At 71.5% G+C, this 21,110-nt stretch carries 7 protein-coding genes and 1 pseudogene; 2 read left to right on the forward strand and 6 right to left on the reverse strand.

Features of this window, described 5'->3' with window-relative positions; translation table 11 throughout:
* The first annotated feature begins 51 nt into the window (after positions 1-51).
* Together B9P64_RS03325 and B9P64_RS03330 are read left to right on the forward strand one after the other, a co-directional pair.
* A complete protein-coding gene (locus B9P64_RS03325; RefSeq protein ID WP_084544748.1) occupies positions 52-942 on the forward strand; it encodes a DUF3047 domain-containing protein in 891 nt (296 codons plus the stop codon).
* A 390-nt stretch (positions 943-1,332) separates the two neighbouring features.
* Entirely contained in the window at positions 1,333-2,085 is a 753-nt protein-coding gene (locus B9P64_RS03330) for a GNAT family N-acetyltransferase (RefSeq protein ID WP_407919676.1), read from the forward strand.
* A gap of 766 nt (positions 2,086-2,851) precedes the next feature.
* On the opposite strand, the gene treY is transcribed toward B9P64_RS03330, so the two are convergent.
* The 6 genes and pseudogenes from treY to treS all read right to left on the reverse strand — a co-directional run bounded on the left by treY (position 2,852) and on the right by treS (position 19,178).
* Positions 2,852-6,184, reverse strand: a complete 3,333-nt coding sequence (treY, locus tag B9P64_RS27200) for a malto-oligosyltrehalose synthase (protein WP_028310528.1) — start codon at positions 6,182-6,184, stop codon at positions 2,852-2,854.
* Positions 6,181-8,502 (reverse strand): 4-alpha-glucanotransferase, encoded by a 2,322-nt coding sequence (gene malQ, locus B9P64_RS03340; protein ID WP_211238031.1) that lies wholly within the window; start codon positions 8,500-8,502, stop codon positions 6,181-6,183. Before malQ ends, treY begins: the two co-directional genes overlap by 4 nt.
* A 52-nt stretch (positions 8,503-8,554) precedes the next feature.
* On the reverse strand, positions 8,555-10,618 hold the full coding sequence (gene treZ / locus B9P64_RS03345; RefSeq protein WP_084544752.1) for a malto-oligosyltrehalose trehalohydrolase: 2,064 nt from the start codon (positions 10,616-10,618) through the stop codon (positions 8,555-8,557).
* Positions 10,619-11,727: 1,109 nt separating this feature from the next.
* Positions 11,728-13,209 (reverse strand): annotated as a pseudogene (gene glgX, locus B9P64_RS30665) (glycogen debranching protein GlgX); the annotation flags it as partial.
* 106 nt (positions 13,210-13,315) lie between these two features.
* Positions 13,316-15,469 (reverse strand): 1,4-alpha-glucan branching protein GlgB, encoded by a 2,154-nt coding sequence (gene glgB, locus B9P64_RS03355; protein WP_051378037.1) that lies wholly within the window; start codon positions 15,467-15,469, stop codon positions 13,316-13,318.
* A 4-nt stretch (positions 15,470-15,473) separates the two neighbouring features.
* Positions 15,474-19,178, reverse strand: a complete 3,705-nt coding sequence (gene treS / locus B9P64_RS03360) for a maltose alpha-D-glucosyltransferase (protein ID WP_084544754.1) — start codon at positions 19,176-19,178, stop codon at positions 15,474-15,476.
* Positions 19,179-21,110: the final 1,932 nt, after the last annotated feature.

The following is a 21,110-nucleotide window of genomic DNA, read 5'->3' on the forward strand; positions in this document are numbered from 1 at the left end:
CAATCATTCAGGCGGCCGCGCAGCGCGACCGCCGAAGCCGAGTTCTCCGCCATGCCTGCGTTCCAGCCGCCGTCTCACTCCCTTCTGTATCGCTTCGTGGGCGCGGCAGCGCTTCTGGCCGGCCTGCTCGGCGGCTGCGCCAGTGCGCCGGAAGTCAGCTCGATGCCCGGCGGCTCGGGGCCGATCGACACCAGCCTGCTTGACGACGAGGACAGCGACGCCGCACCGGCCCCGGGTATCGCCGTACCCGTCGGCGCCGTGCCCAGCCTGTTTTCCGCCGCCGCGAGCGGCCGCGACGGCCTGCCCGCCGGCTGGTCGCCCTTCATCCTGCGGCCAGACAAGCGCCGCACCGAATACCGCCTGGTGCGCGCCAGCGTGCCGGGCAGCGACGGCAAGGCAAGCCAACGCAACGTCATCCACGCCCGCGCCAGCAGCGCCGCCAGCGGCCTCGAAGCGCCCTGCGCGATCGACCTCGCGCGCACGCCCTGGCTGAGCTGGGACTGGCGCGCCGACCGCCTCATCGACGCCGCCGACAACCGCCAGCGCGAGACCGACGACAGCCCGAGCCGCATCGTCCTCAGCTTCGACGGCGACCGCGCCCGGCTCTCGATGCGCGACCGCATCCTCTCGGAGCAGGCGCGGCTGTTCACCGGCCGCGAGCTGCCCTACGCCACGCTCATCTACATCCGCGAGAACCGGCTGCCCGTGGGCACCGTCATTCCCAACCGTATCACCGACCGCATCCGCATGCTGGTGGTCGAGAGCGGCAGCGGCGGCCTCGGCGAATGGCGCCATCACCGCCGCGACGTGCGCGCCGACTTCATCGCCGCCTTCGGCGAGGAGCCCGGCATGCTGCGCGCCGTCGGCCTGCTGACCGACAGCGACAACACCCGCAGCGACATCGACGCCTGGTACGGCGACCTCCAGTTCGCGGCGAAGTGACGCGCCGGCGGCAGCGCGCCCGCCCGCAGCGGCGCAAGCACCTCCGCGCCGCCGGCAACGCCCGCGCCCGCGACGACTCCTTGCGCGGTTGCGCATGCTCACGCGCTGTCATCCGCGCGTAGTCGTGGCGTCGCGGCGCTGACATTTGCCGCCCCCAATCTCCGGCCCGTTGTGATGACTGCGTGACCAGGAACGTCACGCGACTGCCCCGGAGGATTCATGCGCAAGGACCACTTCCCCTCGCCGCTCTCGCCGCTGGTCGACGCCTTCGGCGAAAGCCGGGGAACGATGCGCGACATCTCACGCAAGCTGATCGGCCAGACGCTCGACAGCGCCCGCGCGCGCCTGCCCCAGCCCAGCCAGTTCGGCGCCGCCCTCGGACACCGCCGCATGCTCAAGAAGCTCGCGCCCCAGGTGGCCAGCGGCTTCACGCTGAGCTTCGCGCGCGGCGAGAACGAGATCCGCGAAGCCCAGCGCCTGCGCTACAAGGTGTTTGCCGAGGAAATGGGCGCGAGCGTGCCGCGCAACTTCGACAGCGAAGGCCGCCCGATCGACCGCGACATGTTCGACAAGTACTGCGACCACCTGATCGTGCGCGACAACGCCACGCAGCAGGTGATCGGCACCTACCGCATCCTCCCGCCGCACGCCGCCAAGAAGATCGGCTGCTACTACAGCGAGAGCGAATTCTTCCTGACCCGCCTGCTGCCGATGCGTCACAACCTCGTGGAACTCGGCCGCTCCTGCGTGCATCAGGACTACCGCAACGGCGCGGTGATCATGCTGCTGTGGAAGGGCATTGCCGGCTACATGAAGGCCGGTGGCTACGAGCATCTGATCGGCTGCGCCAGCATCAGCATGCGCGACGGCGGCCACACCGCCGCCTCGCTGTGGAAGAAGCTCGAAGGCGGCCTCGCCGCGCCCGAGTACCACGTGTTCCCGCGCCTCGCGCTGCCGGTCGAGAAGCTGGATTCGTCGCTGGATGTGGAAGCGCCGCCGCTGGTGAAGGGCTATCTGCGCGTGGGCGCCGAGATCTGCGGCGCGCCGGCCTGGGATCCCGACTTCAACTCGGCGGACTTCCTGATGCTCATGTCGCTGTCGAAGATGAATCCTCGGTATCGGAAGCACTTCTTCGGCGATTGAGGTTGCGGGTGGTTCGGGCACGCGCGCCGGGCGGGGGTGGCGAGGGCGGGCCTTCACGATCGCGCCGGCTGCTGCGCAGCCGGTTCCCCGGGGTTCCTACGGAAGCGGCAGGCTCGCCACGCACGGCGTGGCTCGACCCTCGCGGCTCCGCCACGAGGGCAGACCTGCCCTTCCTCGTCACCCCGGGCGCGATCAAGGCGGCCCGCCCTCGCCACCCCCGCCCGGCGCGCTTGTGAACGTGTTGGGGATGATCGGGGCTTCGGTGAGCGAGGTGCCTGGTTGCAGAGAAAGCACCCTGCGTAGCGGGTGGACGCTTGGGCTCACTGGCTCACTGGCTCACTGGCTCACTGGCTCACTGGCTCACTGGCTCACTGGCTCACTGGCTCCCGCTGCGCCGCCTCGCCGTACACGCTCGGTGCAGCGATGCGCCTCCCGCACAGCCGGCTCATCGAGCAGCCCTGATCCCATCCCCCGAGCGGCGCGGGTCGATCCGCACCGACGGCCGCCGCCTCTTCAATGAGCGCGTGGCGGGCGGGGCCTCGGGGTCCGGGCCGCCTCGGGTGCGCCCGAAGCGACGAGGAAGGGCAGGTCTGCCCTCGTGGCGGAGCCGCGAGGGTCGAGCCACGCTGTGCGTGGCGAGCCTGCCGCTTCCGAAGGAGCTTCGGGGAACCGGCTGCACAGCAGCCGGCGCATCCGTGAAGGCCCCGACCCCGAGGCCCCGCCCGCCGCGCGCGGCGCCTGAAGAACAGCCCCACGAGCAACCCGCTCAGCTCATCCCACCCTCAAGCACCGCCACCGGCAGCTCGCACAGCAGCCGATCGATCGCCGGCAGCGCGCTCCCGCTCATCGCCACCTCGCGCGGCGCCGCGCCCTGCACCGTCGCCATCGCCCCGGGCAGCGCGCGTCGCCAGCGCATCCCCGCGAACGCCGAGGTCAGCCGCAGCCACGAGCTGTTGGGCGGCACCGCGCGCGACGGCCGCAGCGCGACCGCCACCAGCACCGCCCGCCCCGGCACGCCGCGAATGAAGGCCAGCGCCTGCGTCGCCGCCGGCCCGTCGATCTGGACCGGCACATAGCCGCCCTCGGCGAACACGTCAGGCAGCTTCGCGCGCAGCGCGAGCAGGTCGCGCAGCAGGCGCTGCTTGATCGACGGATCGGGCCAGTGCGCGAGGCCGGCGGCGCCGAGCATCGCCGCGCGCGCGTCCCAGTCGACGGGGCGGCGGTTGTCGGGATCGACGAGGCTGAAGTCCCAGCCGTCGGCGCCCTGGTAGAGGTCGGGCACGCCGGGGCAGGTGCAGCGCAGCGTGAGCTGCACGAGGCTGTTGATGACGCCGCCCGGCACGACGCTGGTAATGAATGCGGTCAGGTCGGCCAGGAAGGCTGCGCTGATGTCCGGGTCGAGCAGCGCCAGCGCGAAGTCGCGGCAGGCGTCCTCGTAGGCCGGCACGGGCGCGATCCAGCCCGTGCGCAGCTTGGCCTCGCGCAGCGCCTTCTCCTGCCAGCGCACGACACGCTCCGCAAACGCTTGCAGGCCGACGCGGTCGTCGGCAGCGAGGCCGGGCGGCCAGGCGCCGACGAGGGTCTGGTAGAGCATGTACTCGTCGCCGGCCGAGGGCGCGTCGGCGGCCTGGCTGGCGGGCACAAGGCCGGTCGCCGTGCTGTCGGCCGGCCGGTTGCCGCCGTTGGTGGCGAAGCCGCCTTTCAGATGCCGGTTCATGCCGCGCCAGCGCCCGACGGCCGTCTTCCAGTCGTTGGGGACCTCGCTCAGCATGGCCAGCCGGGCGCGCACGTCCTCGCCGCGCTTGTGGTCGTGGGTGGCGGTGGTGAGCATCGCGTGCGGCCAGCGCTCGGCGCGCGCCTGCATCGCGTGGTGGAAATCGTCGGGGCCGAGCGCGAATTCCTCCGGCTCGAAGCCCACGTCGTTGCGCGACAGCAGCCGGCCGAAGCGGTAGAGCGCCGTGTCCTCGATGGCCTTGGCGGCAAGCGGCGCGCTGAGCTGCTGGAAGCGGCGCAGCGCCTCGGCGAGCGGCGCGCGGGCGTCGGCATGCTCGCCGGCGCGGTGGGTCGAGGGCAGGCGCTCGTCGTCGGGCGCCCAGGCGGCGCGGCTCGCCCGCGTCGCGCTCGTCAGGCCGGTGGCGGTGCGCGCGGCGGGCGCGGTGCGGTCCTCGCGGCGCGGCGGCGGATCGCCGTCCGCGGGCGCGGCGGCGCCGGCATCATCGCCCGCGAGCCAGCCGGCCAGCGTTTCCAGCATCGCGTGTTCGCTCGGGCGCAGTTCGGCGCGCGCGGCGGCGGCGGCCTGGGCGAGCACCGCGCGGTCCTGCCTCGATGCCTCGCCCACCCGCGAATACACCCTGTACACCGGGAAGTGCAGCAGCAGCGCCCGCAGCGCGCGGGTGATCGCATGCGCGCTCCAGTCACGCGATTCATCGCGGCCGCGCGCATGCCGGTGCAACGCGCCCACCGTGCCCGCGAACTGCGCCGCGAAGCTCAGGTCGAGGATCTCGGCGCGGGCGCCGCGCTTTTCCTCGGCGAACTCCGGCCGCCCGGCGATGTCGCGCCAAAGCCGGGTGAGCGGCGCCTCGCCCTCGGGCGCATGCAGCAGCGCGGCCACCTCCGACATGAAGTCGTAGCCGCTGGTGCCGTCCACCGGCCAGTCGGGCATCGGCTCGCCGGGCGCGAGGATCTTCTCCACCACGAGCCAGGTGCGACCCTGCCCGCGACCGCCTGGCCGCTCGGCCACGCGCACATCCGACGACGCCAGCGCGGCCACGCCCGACGCCGGATGCGCTGCGTCGGCCTGTGCCATGCCGAGTTCGGCGCGCGCCTCGACTGCCTGCGTCCGCGCCTCGTCGCGCGCCTGCTCGGCGGCGTCGAGCGCCGCGCGCAAGCGCTTGCAATAGGCCGCCGGATCGGTCAGGCCGTCGATGTGGTCGATGCGCAGGCCGTCGATCAGCCCTTCGCGCACCAGCCGCAGGGGCAAGGCGTGCACGGCATCGAACACCTCTGGCCGCTCCATGCTCAGCGCGACCAGCGTGTTCACGTCGAAGAAGCGGCGCCAGTTGATCTCGTCGGCGGCGGTGCGCCACCAGGCAAGCCGCCAGGGCTGGGCGTCGAGCAGGTCCATCCACGCCGCGCGCTTCTGCGGCGAGCCGTCCGGCCCGCCCCAGGCCGCGAGGCCGCGCTCGACGGTGGCGCGCAGTTCCTCGTCGACGAGGGCATCGGCGAGCGCGCGGCGCGCGGCATCGAAGGCGGCCGCCACACGCGCGGGCAGCGGATCGTCGGCCCAGGCCGGATCGAGTCCGCGCGCGGCGGTCCGGGGTGCGGCGCCGGAGGCCGCGGCCATGCCGCGCGTGCCCGCGCCGCGCGCTGGCAGAAAGGCATCCGCGCCCTGCGACGGCAGACCCGCATCTTCGGCACGCTCCAGCGCCAGCTCGTGCTGCGCATGCGCGATGCCGAGCGGCGCGTCGTCGTCGGCGAGGTCGGCCGCGTCGTCGAAGGCATCGGCCAGCGCCGCGAGCCGGGTCGTCAGGTGCGGCGCGCCGGGCACCGAGCGCAGCAGCGCGCCATAGCTGCCGAAGCCGACCGGAAAGCGGTTGTCGAAATAGCCGACGAACAGCTCGCCGGTCGCCGCGTCGAGCTTGAGGGCCAGTTCGCCGGCCGCCACCACCGCGCCTACCTGCCGCCCGAGCACCGGCAGCAGCAGCCGGCCGCGCAGCAGCGGGTCGGGTGACTGCCAGTCGATGTCGAACCAGTGCGCATGCCGGCTCGCCTCGCCGAAGCGCAGCACGTCCATCCACCAGGCGTTGTGCTCGCCGGTCGCCATGTGGTTGGGGACGATGTCGAGCACCAGTCCCATGCCGCGCGCGGCCAACCCGGCGCAGAGGCGGCGCAGGCCGTCCTCGCCGCCGAGTTCGGGGTTGATGCGCGTCGGGTCGGTCTGGTCGTAGCCGTGCGGCGAGCCGGGCACGGCCGCGCACACCGGCGAGGCGTAGAGATGGCTGATGCCGAGCGCGGCCCAGTCGTCAAGGCGCGCATGCGCATCGTCGAAGGTGAAGCTGGCGTGGAATTGCAGGCGCAGCGTGGCGCGCGGCAGGCTCATTTCGGCAGCTCCGCCTGGCGCACCTCGCGCATCACGGCCGCAAGGCCGGGCTGGGTGGCGCTCGGGTTCCAGGCGCCCTTGAGCGGCAGCACCAGCTGGCGCGCGCGGGCGGCGGTGAGCACGTTCAGACGCGCGGCGGCGTCGGGCGTGTCGAGCAGGCTGCCGCAGCTCACCGGCAGGCGGCGGCGCCAGTTGGGATGCTCGTCAACGGTACCTGGCAGGTTGGCCTGCTCGACGAGGCCAAGCAGATCCTCGGCCTGCACGACGGCGAGCGCGCAGCCCGATCGGCCGACGCGGTCGAAGGCCATGTCGGCGGGCGGCACCGCGAGGCCGCTGGCGTCGAGCGCGGGCGGTTCGGTGATGAGGGTGCGGTCGATCGCGCGCTCGGCGCGCTGGCGCTCGATGTCGGCCGGCGTGCCGATGCCGAGCTTCTCGCGCCAGTCGATGTCGCGTCCGGCCCACCAGCCGGCCACGGTCGGCAGATCGTGCGTGCTGGTGAGCGCCACCGCGCCGCGCGGCCAGCGCTCGGGGTCGGCGAAGCCGCCGCCGTCCTGCGCCGTCTCGCGCTCGAACCACAGCACCTTCATGCCGGCGATGCCGTGGTCGGCCAGCGCCTCGCGCAGACCGGCCGGCACGGTGCCGAGGTCTTCGCCGATGACGATGGCGCGATTGCGCCAGCTTTCCAGCACCACCAGCCGCAGCAGGTCGTCGAAGGGCATCTGGAGATAGGCGCCACCGCCGTCGGGCGGCGACAGCCACAGCCGGCGCAGCCCCAGCACATGGTCGATGCGGATGCCGCCGCTCGCGCGCATGACGGCGCGCAGCATGTCGATGAAGGCGCGATAGCCGCTCGCCGCCAGCGCCGCCGGCGAATACGTCGCCAGCCCCCAAGCCTGGCCGAGCGGATTGAGCAGATCGGGCGGCGCGCCCACCGACAGCCCGTGCAGCACCACGCCCTGGTGGCTCCAGGCCTCGCTGCCGCCAGGGTCCATGCCGACGGCCAGATCGCCGATCAGCCCCACGCCCATGCCCGCGCCGCGCGCCGCCGCCTGGGCGCCCGCCAGCCCGCAGGCCGCCAGCCATTGCAGGAAAAGGTGGAAACCGATCTCCGCTTCATTGGCCCTGGCGAACTCGGCCACCGCCGGCGAGGCCGGATCGCGGTACTCGGCCGGCCAGTCATGGAAGCCGCCGGTCTTCGGGCCGAGCAGGCGGCGGAAGTGGGCATGCAGTGCCTCGAAGCAGGCATGGCGCAGCAGCGGCTGGCCGCCATCGTCGAGAAAGGCGATGAAGTTGTCGGCCAGCGGCTGGTCGGCGGCGGCGCGCGCCTGCGGCCGGCCCTCGCTGAAGATGAACGTGTCCTCGTACAGCCGGCGCTGGCAGCCGAGCCTCACCTCGGCCACGCCCGGCCAGTCGATGAGCTGGGCCGCCTCCAGTCGCGCCGCCAGCTCGGCCACGCCCGCGAGCCGCTTGGCCTCGCGCACGCGCTCGCGGCCGAACACCAGCGCCGCGTCGGCATGCAGCACGTTGAGCCAGCGCCGGCTCGACGGCGAATACGGGCTGCACCGCGCCGGGTCGGCCGCGAACAGCGCGTGCGCCGGACTGACGGCCAGCGCCTGCGCGCCCTGGCGGCCGGCATGCTCGGCCACGCAGGCCAGGGCCGCGAAGCCGCCCGCCCCCACCAGCTCGCCGCGCGCGTCGGCACGCAGCGAATGCAGCTGCACCGCGAGGCCCCACCAGCGCTCGCCCGGCGCGTCGGCGCAGGCATCGTCGAGGGTCCAGGCGCGCTGGGGCGCGACCGCCACCACCGTCTGCACGCCGTCATGCTCGATGCGGTGATAACCCGGCACGCCAACGGCCGGAATGCGCAGCCAGCCGCCGGGCAGCGCCTCGATCGCGCAGTCGTAGCCGCGCCCGTCCTCGAGCGTGAGCCGGGCCGGGCCGGCGCCGTCGGGATGACCGCGCCAGACCACCGCCTCGCCCACGCGCGCCGTCACGAGCGGCGCATGCGCGGGGTGGCCGAAGGCATGCAGCCGGTCGGCGCTCTCGGCGACGCGCGCGGGCGTGTCGGCCTCGAAGCCGAGCGCGGACAGCAGCGCGCGCAGCGTGTCGGCCGGCACGGTCTGGGGCTGGCCGTAGGCATCGATCCATTCGGGCGCGATGCCGCAGTCGCGCGCGAGCCGGGCGAGGTCGGGCGGCAGGGACATCGCGCCGCGATCGTCAGGGCCGGCGACCAGATGGCCGAGCGCGGCGCCGGGTGGCAGCGCGGGCGTGGTGTGAAGATCGGCGACGGAAGGGGCGCGGGGCTGGGCGTCGGTCATGGCGATTCCGGTTCGGTCGGCGGGAGAGGCATGCCTGCGTGCGCGCTCGGCGTCACGGCGCCGCCGGGGCGGTGCCGTCGTCGGCGGCGCGGGCGGCCAATGCGCCGCCGGCGCCGCCCTGACCGGTCGCGTCGGCATTGACGGGATCGGTCGCGGCGGCTTCGGCCAGGTCCGCCTCGGCGCCGAGCGTCACGCGGGCGGCGGTCGCGTCGCCGTCGAGCCAGACCAGCGTCGTATGACCGGGCAGGCCGTCGAAGGCGAGATCGGCCGAGGCCTCGGCACGCGCACCACCCCGCCACAGCAGCCCTCCGGCCGGGATGGCGACCGCGAGCGGTTCGGCACCGAGGTTGCAGGCAATCGTCAGCAGCCTGCCATCGCCCAGTCGCCAGCGCGCGACGGTTGCATCCGGAGACAGCACCTCGGCGCCGGCGCTGCGCGCGCCGGGAATGCGCGGCGCGATCTCGGCCGCGCGCAGGGCCAGCAGCTCGCGGTAGAAGGCGCGCCAGTCGTCGGCATCGTCGGGCGCTTCGGGCACCGAGGCCTCGAAGGTGGATTTCGCGTTCGGGTCCGGAATGCGCTCGCGCCGCGCCGGGTCGGCAAACGCGGCGAACCTGGCGAACTCACGCCGCCGCCCTTCGCGCACCGCCGTGGCCAGCTCGGGCGCGGCAAAGCTCGTGAAGAACAGGAAGGGCGTGCGCGTGCCCATCTCCTCGCCCATGAACACCAGCGGGATGAAGGGCGCGAGCAGTTGCAGCCCGATCGCGGCGCGCAGCGCGGCCGGCTCGCACAGCGTGACGAGGCGGTCGCCGAAGGCGCGGTTGCCGATCTGGTCGTGGTTCTGGAGCGCGAACACGAAGGCCGTCGTGGGCAGATGGCCGCCCGGCGTGCCGCGCGGCGCGCCGCCCGCGTGGGCGCTCGGCTCGCCCTGGTAGATGAAGCCCTCGGCCAGCCCGCGCGCCAGATGCTCGGCGGGGCGATCGGCGAAGTCTTCGTAGTAGCCCTCGCGCTCGCCGGTGAGGATGCAGTGGATGGCGTGATGCAGGTCGTCGCACCACTGGGCGTCGAAGTCGCGTTCGAGCGGGGCGGCCTCGTTGCGCTCGTTCTCGATCACGAGATGCACCTGGCGGCCGGGCGTGGCCACTTCCACCGCCTCGCGCGCGGCGGCGGCCATCTCGTCGAGCCAGTCGGCTTCGGGGATGGCGTGCACCGCGTCGAAGCGGATGCCGTCGACGCGGTACTCGACCAGCCATTGCAGCACGCAGGCGCTGAAGAAGCCGCGCACCTCGGGCCGGCGGAAGTCGATCGCGCCGCCCCAGGGCGTCTGCAGGTCGTCGCGGAAGAAGTCGGGCGCGTAGGCGCCGAGATAGTTGCCGTCCGGCCCGAAGTGGTTGCAGACGACGTCGAGCATGACCATGAGGCCGAGGCCGTGGGCCGCGTCGATCAGCGCCTTGAGGTCGGCCGGGCTGCCGTAGGCGGCGTCGGGCGCGAACGGGAGCACGCCGTCATAGCCCCAGTTCCAGGGGCCGGCGAAGTCGGCCACCGGCATCAGCTCGATGCAGGTGAAGCCGAGCGCCGCCAGTTCGGGCAGGCGGTCGGCCACGCCGGCAAAGCCGCCGCACAGGCCGGCATGCACTTCGTAGATGACGGCCTCGTGCCACGGCCGGCCGGGCCAGTCGGGATGGCGCCAGTCGAAGTCGGGCGCGACGACGAGGCTCGCGTCGTGCACGTCGCCGGCCTGGGCGCGCGAGGCCGGATCGGGCACGAGCAGGCCGGGCTGAAGCCCGTCGCCGAGGCGGAAGCGATAGCGCATGCCGGCGCCGCCCGTCACCGTCACCGAGAACACGCCGCGCTCGTCGCGCGTCATCGGCTCGGGCGGGCGGCCGTCGATGCACAGGTCCACGCGCGTGCAGGCCGGCGCCCAGAGGCGGAAGCCGGTCGCGCCGCCGTCGGTGCGCGCGCCCCAGGCCGGCTCGACGGCGCGCTCGATCTCGGCGATGACGCGGGCCTCGGCGGGCGTGGGCGGCTCGGGAGCCGGCGACGCGGCGTCGGCGGGCGACGGGGCGGGGCCGGGCGGCGGATCGCCGGCGCCGGGCGCCGGAGGGCGGTGCGGAGTCATCGGATCACCTCGGGGACGAGCGTGGCGACCAGCAGCGCGGAGGCGTGCCGGGCGAGTTCGTAGGCGCGGCCGCCGGTCGCGGCCACCACGGGATCGACGGGCGCGAGCCGCGCCGCCGGCCGCGACGGATGGGCGCTGTCGAGCGCGATCTCCCAGTCCACGTCGGGCGCGGGCAGGCGGAAGGCGAGCGGCTCGGGCGAGCTGTTGAGCAGCAGCAGCGTGAGGTCGATGCGCCCGTCGGGCAGCGCGACCGCGCGCCGCAGCCCGAGCGCCCTGCCCTCGGGGTTGTTCCAGTCGTCCACGCTCAGGCCGCCGCCGCGCTCGTCGAACCAGGCGATGTCCGGCAGGCCGGGCGCGAGCTGGGTGCGCGCATGCAGGAACTGGCGCGCGCGCAGCGACGGATGCGCTTGGCGCAGCTCGATCAGCCGCGCCACATAGCGCGTGAGCGCACGGCCCGCGGGCGTCTGCGCGAGCGACCAGTCCACCCAGGAAATCTCGTTGTCCTGGCAGTAGGCGTTGTTGTTGCCTCGCTGGCTGCGGCCGAACTCGTCGCCCGCGAGCAGCATCGGCGTGCCGAGGGCGCAGAACACGGTCATGAGCATCGCGCGCTTGATGGCCTCGCGCCGGCGCGCGATGACGTCGAAGGCCTCGCGCCGCACGTCCCAGATGTCGTCGTCCTGGCCGGCGGCGGGCGCAGGGCGCTCGGGCAGCACGGGCATCGGCCGGTCGAAAGCCTCGGGCGCGCGGTTGATGGCGGCAAGCGAGGGGCGCAGCACCGTCACCGCGCCGAGCGGCAGGTCGGTGGCGGACGCGCGGGAGGCCGGCACGGGCGTGGCGGCCAGCGCCGACACGTTGGCGAGCAGCGCGCCGGGAATACCGCCCATCACCCGCGCGAAACCCGTGAGCGCCAGTGCCGGCGCGCTCGCGCCGCGCCCCGTGCCGGCGGGATCGGCCAGCCTCGGCCCCGGCATGCCGGCCGCATCGGCCGCCACACCGGCTTCACCGGCATGCGTGCCGTCAGGCGGCTCGCCCGCCACCGCCACGTCGCGCGCGCCGAAGCGGCGCAGGTACTCGTGCTCGGGCTCGCCGCTGCCGAGCGAGATCGCCACGCCCTCGAAGCCCCAGTTGGCCGAGCAGTTGTCGCCGTGGCCGTCGCGGTTGTCCTCGCCGTTGGCCTCGTTGTGCTTGTGGGCGTGGCTCACGAGGTCGTGCAGCGTGAAGCCGTCGTGCGAGGCGATGTAGTTGATGCTGGCCCAGGGCCGGCGCAGGCGGCGGTCCAGCAGGTCGCCCGAGCCGGCGAGGCGCGCGGCAAGCTCGGGCCGCTGGCTGCCGTCGCCGCGCCAGTAGCGCCGCAGGCTGTCGCGGAAGCGGTCGTTCCATTCGGCAAAGCCCGGCGGCAGGTTGCCGAGCTGATAGCCGCCCGGCCCCACATCCCAGGGCTCGGCAATCATCTTGATGCCGGCCAGTACCGGGTCCTGGCGGATCGCGTCGAAGAAGCCGGCGCCGGGGTCGTAGCCGTGGGCTTCGCGGCCGAGCGTCGTGCACAGGTCGAAGCGGAAGCCGTCCACATGAAAGCTCTCGACCCAGTAGCGCAGCGAGTCGAGCACCATCTGGAGCACGCGCGGATGTGCGAGGTTGAAGGCGTTGCCGCAGCCGGTGTCGTTCTCGTAGTAGCGGCGGTCGGGCGCGAGGCGGTAGTAGCTCGCGTTGTCGAGGCCGCGCCAGCTCAGCGTCGGCCCCAGTTCGCTGCCCTCGCAGCTGTGGTTGAACACCACGTCGAGGATCACCTCGATGCCCGCCGCGTGCAGCCGCCGGATCGCAATGCGCAGTTCGTCGGGCGAGGTGTCGCTGAGGTAGCGCGGCTCGGGCGCGAAGAAGCCGAGCGTGTTGTAGCCCCAGTAGTTCTTCAGCCCTTTCTCGACCAGGAAGCGGTCGTGCACGAAGGCATGCACCGGCATCAGCTCGACGGCGGTGATGCCGAGCCGGCGCAGGTGGTCGATGACGCGCGGATCGCCGAGCGCCGCGAAGCTGCCGCGCTCGTCGGCGCGAATCTCGTCGCGCAGCATCGTGAAGCCGCGCGGATGCAGCTCGTAGATGACGGTGTCGCTCCACGGCGTCTCGGGCCGACGATCGTTGCCCCAGTGGAAGCTGTCGTCGGTCACGACGGCCTTGGGCATGGCGGGCGCGCTGTCGCGACGGTCCATGCTGAGGTCGCCGCGCGGCGAGTTGACGCGATAGGCGAACAGCACGTCCGACCAGCGCAGCGTGCCCGCGAGCCGGCGCGCATAGGGGTCGAGCAGCAGCTTGCTCGGGTTGAAGCGCTGGCCGTTGGCCGGGTCGTAGGCGCCCCAGGCGCGATAGCCGTACACGAGGCCGGGCCGGGCGTCGGGCAGATAGCCGTGCCAGACCTCGTCGGTGCATTCGGGCAGCGTGCGCGTGGCGATCTGGCGCCGGCCCGACGGATCGAACAGGCAGAGATCGATGCGCTCGGCATTCGCCGAGAACACCGCGAAGTTGATGCCCAGCCCGTCCGAATGCGCGCCGAGCGGCCAGGGCTTGCCCGGCAGCAGGCGGTCGGGGATCAGCAGCATCCGGCATGGCCTCCCGTCGCGCGCGAGGCGCGTGTGCGATCCGCCGGGCCGTCGTGCGGCGCGGCGCGCGATGCGGTGGCCGCGCCGCGCGCGAGCCGACCGCCCCTCATTCCGGCGCCCTCAGCACCAGCCCGCCGAGCGGCGGCAGCGTGAGCACGAGCGATTGCGCTTCGCCGTGCGAGGGCCGGTCCTCCGCCGGCACCGCCCCGCCGTTGCCGAGGTTGCCGCCACCGTAGCAGGCGGCGTCGCTGTTGAGTACCTCGGTCCATTCCCCAGGCAGCGGCACGCCGATGCGGTAGCCATGGCGCGGCAGCGGCGTGAAGTTGAGCACCACCAGCACCACCCGCCCCTGCGTGCCGACCGGCTTGCGCAGGAAGGCGAACACCGAGTTCTCGCGGTCGTCGGCGATCACCCACTGGAAGCCGCGCGGATCGGCGTCGCCGGTGTGCAGCGCGGGTTCGTCCACGTACAGCCGGTTGAGGTCGCGCAGCAGTTGCTGGGCGCCGCGATGCAGCGGGTTTTCGAGCAGCCACCAGTCGAGTTCGCCGTCGTGGTTCCACTCGCGCCACTGGGCGATCTCGCCGCCCATGAACAGCAGCTTCTTGCCCGGATGCGTCCACATGAAGGTGTACGCGGCACGCAGGTTTGCGAGCTTCTGCCAGTCGTCCGCGCCCGGCATGCGGCCGACGATCGAACGCTTGCCGTGCACCACCTCGTCATGCGAGAGCGGCAGCATGAAATGCTCGCTGAAGGCATACACGAGGCCGAAGGTGAGCTTGTTGCCATGCCAGCCGCGCCACAGCGGGTCTTCGCCGAAGTAGCTCAGGCTGTCGTGCATCCAGCCCATGTTCCACTTGAAGTCGAAGCCCAGGCCGCCGGCCGCCGTCGATTGCGTGACGCCCGGCCAGGCGGTCGATTCCTCGGCGATGGTGATGGCGCCCGACGCCAGCGCATGTACGGCGTCGTTCATCTCGCGCAGGAAGGCGATGGCCTCGAGGTTCTCGCGGCCGCCATGCACATTGGGCAGCCATTCGCCGGGGGCGCGGCTGTAGTCGCGGTAGAGCATCGAGGCGACGGCATCGACGCGCAGGCCGTCGATGTGGAAATGCTCCAGCCAGTGCAGCGCGCTGGCGATCAGGAAGCCGCGCACCTCGTGCCGGCCGAAGTTGTAGATGAGCGTGTTCCAGTCCTTGTGGAAGCCTTCGCGCGGGTCTTCATGCTCGTAGAGCGCGGTGCCGTCGAAGCGCGCGAGGCCGTGGGCATCGCTCGGAAAGTGCGCCGGCACCCAGTCCACGATCACGCCCAGCCCGGCGCGGTGGCAGGCATCGACGAAGGCCGCGAAATCCTCCGGCGCGCCGTAGCGCGCCGTGGGCGCGAACAGCCCGAGCGGCTGATAGCCCCAGCTCCCGCCGAACGGGTGCTCCATCACCGGCAGCAGCTCGATGTGGGTGAACTCCAGCCCGCGCACATAGGGCACGAGTTCAGTAGCGAGCCGGCGCCAGTCGGGCGACTCGCCGTCGGGCCGGCGCCAGGAGCCGGGATGCAGCTCGTACACGCTGATGGGCGCGTCGTGGCGCTGGTGGGCGGCGCGATGGGCCATCCAGTCGTCGTCGGTCCAGGTGAAATCAGCCTGCTCGGGAACGATGCTGGCCGTGCCCGGCGCCGGCTCGAAGCGCTGGGCGACCGGGTCGGCCTTGAGCGGCAGCAGGTTGCCGTGGATGTCCTCCAGCTCGTACTTGTAGAGCGCGCCGGCCTCGACGCCGGCGATGAAGGTTTCCCAGATGCCGCCGCTGCGCGTGGTCATCACGTTGGCGCGGCCGTCCCACTGGTTGAAGCCGCCGACCACGCTCACGCGGCGCGCATTCGGCGCCCAGACCGCGAAGCGCGTGCCGATGCTGCCGTTGGGCGCGGTGACGACATGCGCGCCGAGCGCGTCGGCAAGGCGGCGGTGGCGGCCTTCGTTGATGAGGTAGAGGTCGAGGTCGCCGAGGCGGGTGAGGTCGGGCACGACGGCGGCGGACCGCGACGCGCCGTCGCCCGGGCGAGGCGTGTCGCCGTCGGGCGGCTGGGATTCGCGGTGGCTGACGGGCGTGTCGCCCGCGTCCACGGCGATGTCGTCGGCGGCCGAGTGCGCGGTGCGCTGGGCGCCGCCGCTCTGCTGGGCGGCGATGCGGGCGGTGTCGTCGTCGATGGGCCGGGCGGTGGCGTCGGGCGCGTCGGAGCCGTCGGCGCGCTTGCGCGTCGGGGTGGCGGTCGTCATCGGGTCACTCCCTGGTGAGACGCGCGAGCACGTCGTCGGCGATCGCCGCGAAGCCCCGCAGCGGAATGGCGAGCCAGTCGGGCCGGTTCGCGGCCTCGTAGCAGATTTCGTAGCCGGCCTTTTCCAGCAGGAAGAGGTCGAGCAGCGCAATGTCGGCCGCCGGGTCGCGCGGCGGGATGGCGCGGGCGGCGGTACCGGCCCTGACGCGCGACTGGGGCGACTGCGGCGCGTCGGCAACCGGCGCGGCAGCCTCGGCGGCCGAGGCGTCGATGCCCTCCTCCACCGCCTCGCCGGCATCTGCCGCATCGCTGGCGCGGGCGGCTTCCTCCGCCGCGCGCGCCGCCTCGGCCTGCGCATGCATCGCCTGCCGCAGCGAATGCCGGTAGGCCGCGACGAACGCGCTCTGCGACGCGGGCAGGAAGCCGTCGAGGATGCGCTGCTTGCGCTCGCAGGCGCTGGCGCTCATGTCGCCGGGGCCGCCGCGCGCGGCCATGCGCGCCACGTAGTCGAAGCTGCGCAGCAGGCCCGCCACATCGCGCCACGGACTGAGCTTGGCGCGGCGCTCGGCCAGCGGCTTGAGCGGCTCGCCCTCGAAGTCGATGAAATAGGCATCGTCCTGGGACACGAGGATCTGCCCCAGATGCAGATCGCCATGGATGCGCGTGCGCAGCGTGCCGACGCCCGCCGCCGCCAGCTTCGGCAGCGCCGCGAGCACCGCCTTGCGTCGCGCCAGCAGCGCGCGCGCCACCTCGGTCTCGGGCAGCTCGCCGTCGCAGGCGCCGATGCCTGTGCCGGCCGCAGGCAGCGTGCCGCCCGAGCGCGCGCCCTCGGCCACGCCGCCGTACACCGCATCGAGCGCGTTGAAGGCGGCTTCGATCTGCACCTTTGCCGCCTCGGCCCAGGCCTTGGTGTCGGCCGCCGTCGCCACCTCGGGCGCGAAGGCCGCGTCGTCGCAGGGCATCGCGAGCACCGCATGCAGCTCGCCCAGCCGCTGGCCGAGCCGCGCCGCCGAGCGCGCGAAGCCGTCGGGCTGGCCGCTCTCCTCGCGCGCCAGCCGCGCGGCCGGGTCGTCGTCGAGGCCGCCGTCGGCCGGCGTCATCGCCACCTGCTGCATCACCGTGTCGAGCCGCGCTAGCGTCCATTGCCAGGCGTCGCCCTGGTTGTGCATGAAGCCCTGCACCACGATCAGCGTGCAGGGCGTGCCGTCGGCGGCAAAGCGCGTCACCTCGCCCAGCATCGGCGCGATGTTGCGAAAGCCGCGCTCGGTCAGCACCCGGCCCATCTCGGCCTCGGGATGCACGCCGCAGCCCACGCGGCGGATGAGCTTGACCATCGCCACATCGCCCACGACGAGCGAGCTGTTGGACTGCTCGGCCGCCAGATGCCGCACCTCGGCGCTGCGGTCGAGCGCGAGGCTGTCGATCATCGACGTGGGGATGAAGCGGATCTGTCCGTCGGCCGTGTCGATGGCGCGGCGCGCGCGCAAGCCCTCCATCACCGCATGACCGAAGAAGGGCAGCGTGAAGCCGTCGGTGAGCGTGCCCACCTGGCGCCCGCGCCGGATGCGCGCGAGCGCGAGCTGCATCGGCAGCGGCGAGCCGGTGTCGACCGCCTCCTCGGGCACGGCGCCGAGCGGCAGCGTGTAGCGAGCGAGCGTCTTGGCGGTCTTCACCTCCAGCTCGGCCAGCACCAGCGGCTGCTTCGGCTCGCCGATGGACGCGAGCGACACGATGCTCACCTTGTCGATCTTCTCGTCCTTGGCCGCGAACCAGCGCCGCTTTGCCAGCCAGCCCGGCAGCGCGTCGGCCTCCAGCGGCTTGCGCACCGCCGCGTCGGCCAGTTCGGTGATGGACTTGCGCACCACCACCGTCACGAGGTCGGGCAGCGGCTCGGGCGCGGGCACATGCCAGTTGGGCATGCGCGCCTTGTCGGCCAGCACGAACCAGTAGAAGCCGTAGGGCGGCAGCGTGAGCAGATAAGGAAGCTGCCCGATCGGCGGGAAGGCCGAGCCGCCGATCATTTCCACCATCACGCGGCCCTGGTACTCGCTCAGGTCGAGTTCGACCGCCTGCGACGCGCGCGACACATTGGCCACGCACAGCAGCGTCTCGTCCTCGAAGCGGCGCACATAGGCGAGCACCTTGCGGTTGGTGGGGTAGAGCATCTTCAGCTCGCCCCGGCTGAAGGCGCGATGCTGCTTGCGCACGCCGAGCATGCGGCGCATCCAGTTGAGCGGCGAATGCGGATCGGCATGCTGGGCCTCGACGTTCACGGCCTGGAAGCCCCAGATCGGATCCATGATCGGCGGGCTCACGAGCCGGGCCGGATCGGCGCGCGAGAAGCCGCCGTTGCGATCGGGCGACCATTGCATCGGCGTGCGCACGCCGTCGCGGTCGCCCAGGTGAATGTTGTCGCCCATGCCGATCTCGTCGCCGTAGTACAGCACCGGCGTGCCCGGCATCGACAGCAGCAGGCTGTTCATCAGCTCGATGCGGCGGCGGTCGCGCTGCATCAGCGGCGCCAGGCGCCGGCGGATACCGAGATTGATGCGCGCGCGCTGGTCGGCCGCGTAGGTCTCCCACAGGTAGTCGCGCTCGCGGTCGGTCACCATCTCCAGCGTCAGCTCGTCGTGGTTGCGCAGGAAGATGGCCCACTGGCAGTTGGCCGGAATTTCGGGCGTCTGGCGAAGGATGTCGGTGATCGGGAAGCGGTCTTCCTGCGCGATCGCCATGTACATGCGCGGCATGAGCGGGAAGTGGAAGGCCATGTGGCATTCGTCGCCCACGGTGGCGCCGCTGGCCTCGTCGCGCCGGCCGCCGAAGTACTGCTGGGTGTCCTCCGGCCACTGGTTGGCCTCGGCCAGCAGCATGCGGCCCGGATAGCTGCGGTCCACCTCGGCGCGCAGCGCCTTGAGGATGGCGTGGGTCTCGGGCAGGTTCTCGTTGTTGGTGCCCTCGCGCTCGACGAGATAGGGCACGGCGTCGAGCCGCAGGCCGTCAACCCCGGCCGCGAACCAGAAGCGCATCACGCCCAGCACCGCCTCGACCACGCGCGGGTTGTCGAAGTTGAGGTCGGGCTGGTGGCTGTAGAAGCGGTGCCAGAAATACGCCTTCGCGACCGGGTCCCAGGTCCAGTTGGACGCCTCGGTGTCGCAGAAGATCACGCGCGTGCCCGAGTAGGCCTGGTCGTTGTCGCTCCAGACGTAGAAGTTGCGCGCCGCGCTGCCCGCCTTGGCCGCCCGCGCGCGCTGGAACCACGGGTGCTGGTCGCTCGTGTGGTTGATGACCAGCTCGGTGATGACGCGCAGGCCGCGCGCATGCGCCTCGTGGATGAAGCGGCGCACGTCGGCGAGCTTGCCGTAGTCGGGATGGACGTCGCGGTACTCGCTGATGTCGTAGCCGTCATCGCGGCGCGGCGACGGATAGAAGGGCAGCAGCCAGATGGCGGTGACGCCGAGCGAGGCGATGTAGTCGAGCCGCGCGATCAGCCCCGCGAAGTCGCCGACGCCGTCGTTGTTGGCGTCGAAGAAGGACTTGACGTGGAGCTGGTAGATGACCGCGTCCTTGTACCAGAGCGGGTCGGCGGCGGTGGCGGCGCCGGGCACGACGGTGGCGTCGGAAGCTGCGATGGCCGGGGCGCGGGTGGCGGGCGGGTCGGACTGGCGCAGCGCGGCGGCAGGCGGCGGGCGGTGGTCGTGCAGGCGGTCCATGCAGCGTCCCTCGGATGTTGGCGGCGAGGGGGTATTGGGCTGCGGACAGTGGTTGGCGGGATAGCGCTGGGGGGCGCGTGGGGGTGTGGGAGTGGGCTGACAGCGCGGGTTTCGCGGGATTCACCGGAGGAATGAAGTCGCCCCGGAGGGCGAATTGGGTGGATACCGCGAATGAAAGGCCAAAGATGTTGGCAAGGCTTCAATGGAGTCACGCCGTCTGGAGTGAATTCAGCCGGCATCATGCTGACGCTGGGCGGCACCACGTTCACGCTTCAACGAAGTCACTCCATTTGGAGTGACTTCAGCCCATTGTCTTTCGGTAATCCGTCAATCCACCACGTGCTTCAACGAAGTCACTCCATTCGGAGTGAATTCAGCTGTCTGCCGAGCAGGCCCGCGATTACCTCGCCCTGCGGCTTCAGCGAAGTCACTCCATTCGGAGTGAATTCAGCGCCGCGCTCGCGACTGCCGCCGTTCTCGTTTACAAGCTTCAACGAATTCACTCCATTCGGAGTGAATTCAGCTGTGTGCCTTTTCGAGGTCGCCCAGCACCTTGGTCCGGCTTCAACGAAGTCACTCCATTCGGAGTGAATTCAGCCCCGGCGAGGCGCGATTGCAGCCCGGCGAGACGCACGCTTGAACGAAGTCACTCCATTTGGAGTGAATTCAGCCGCGCCGGCTCAAGCACTGGGACAACGTGCGCAAGGCTTCAACGAAGTCACTCCATTCGGAGTGACTTCAGCTGCGGCAATCACGTCTGTGCCACCGACCCCATCGCAGCTTCAACGAAGTCACTCCATTCGGAGTGAATTCAGCGCATGCGGGCGTACCTGAGCGTCGATCGACGCGAGCTTCAACGAAGTCACTCCATTTGGAGTGAATTCAGCCCCGATCGCGTTCCTAGCTTTCCTGCCTGGGCTGGTGCTTCAACGAAGTCACTCCATTTGGAGTGAATTCAGCACGAGGTGCTCACGCGGCAGGACCGCAATCACCAGCTTCAACGAAGTCACTCCATTTGGAGTGACTTCAGCGCCGCGCCAGACCCACAGCACCCGGCCGATGATTGTGCTTCAACGAATTCACTCCATTTGGAGTGAATTCAGCAAATCGACGACCTCGTGCTGCTGCTCGAAACCCTGCTTCAACGAAGTCACTCCATTCAGAGTGAATTCAGCTCGTGGGCGTGGTGAAGCAGACCAACGCATGGACGCTTCAACGAAGTCACTCCATTCAGAGTGAATTCAGCCTCGCGCAACTGGGGCACCTCGTCGCGCATGCTGTTGCTTCAACGAATTCACTCCATTCGGAGTGAATTCAGCGAGCGATGCGCGCGCGTGTGGGCATCGCTGCCGGGCTTCAACGAAGTCACTCCATTCGGAGTGAATTCAGCCGCTCGACCTGCTACGCGTCCACCACCAGCGCATTGCTTCAACGAAGTCACTCCATTCGGAGTGAATTCAGCGTTGGCCGAGTCGCGCGTGACGCACAGCCGGTACGTGCTTCAACGAAGTCACTCCATTCGGAGTGAATTCAGCGACGCGACAACGGAGATGTCGAGGTACGTCGCCGGGCTTCAACGAAGTCACTCCATTCGGAGTGAATTCAGCTCGGCCCATTCGGTCGCGTCGTCGTTCGCGACGCGGCTTCAACGAAGTCACTCCATTCGGAGTGAATTCAGCCGCGGTGATCGACACCGAGCGCGGCAGCTCGACCCTCGCTTCAACGAAGTCACTCCATTCGGAGTGAATTCAGCTCGTCGGTGGTGTTGGCACCCATGCGGGCCTCCATGCTTCAACGAAGTCACTCCATTCGGAGTGAATTCAGCTCCTCACTTGCAACCACCTGATTCCCCGACGGTTTTCGCGCCACTTGCGCGAACCGCCGGGTATCGGGGCTGCGGAGCCATCGCGGCCGCCGTCACCCGGCCGCATT

It is taken from the genome of Derxia lacustris, assembly GCF_002105195.1.
Taxonomy (GTDB): domain Bacteria; phylum Pseudomonadota; class Gammaproteobacteria; order Burkholderiales; family Burkholderiaceae_E; genus Derxia; species Derxia lacustris.

Coding starts and splice junctions, on each gene's coding strand:
- glgB (WP_051378037.1), bottom strand. CDS start 15,469: ATGACGACCGCCACCCCGACGCGCAAGCGCGCCGACGGCTCCGACGCG.
- treY (WP_028310528.1), bottom strand. CDS start 6,184: ATGAGCCTGCCGCGCGCCACGCTGCGCCTGCAATTCCACGCCAGCTTC.
- treZ (WP_084544752.1), bottom strand. CDS start 10,618: ATGACTCCGCACCGCCCTCCGGCGCCCGGCGCCGGCGATCCGCCGCCC.
- treS (WP_084544754.1), bottom strand. CDS start 19,178: ATGGACCGCCTGCACGACCACCGCCCGCCGCCTGCCGCCGCGCTGCGC.
- B9P64_RS03325 (WP_084544748.1), top strand. CDS start 52: ATGCCTGCGTTCCAGCCGCCGTCTCACTCCCTTCTGTATCGCTTCGTG.
- malQ (WP_211238031.1), bottom strand. CDS start 8,502: ATGACCGACGCCCAGCCCCGCGCCCCTTCCGTCGCCGATCTTCACACC.
- B9P64_RS03330 (WP_407919676.1), top strand. CDS start 1,333: ATGCTCAAGAAGCTCGCGCCCCAGGTGGCCAGCGGCTTCACGCTGAGC.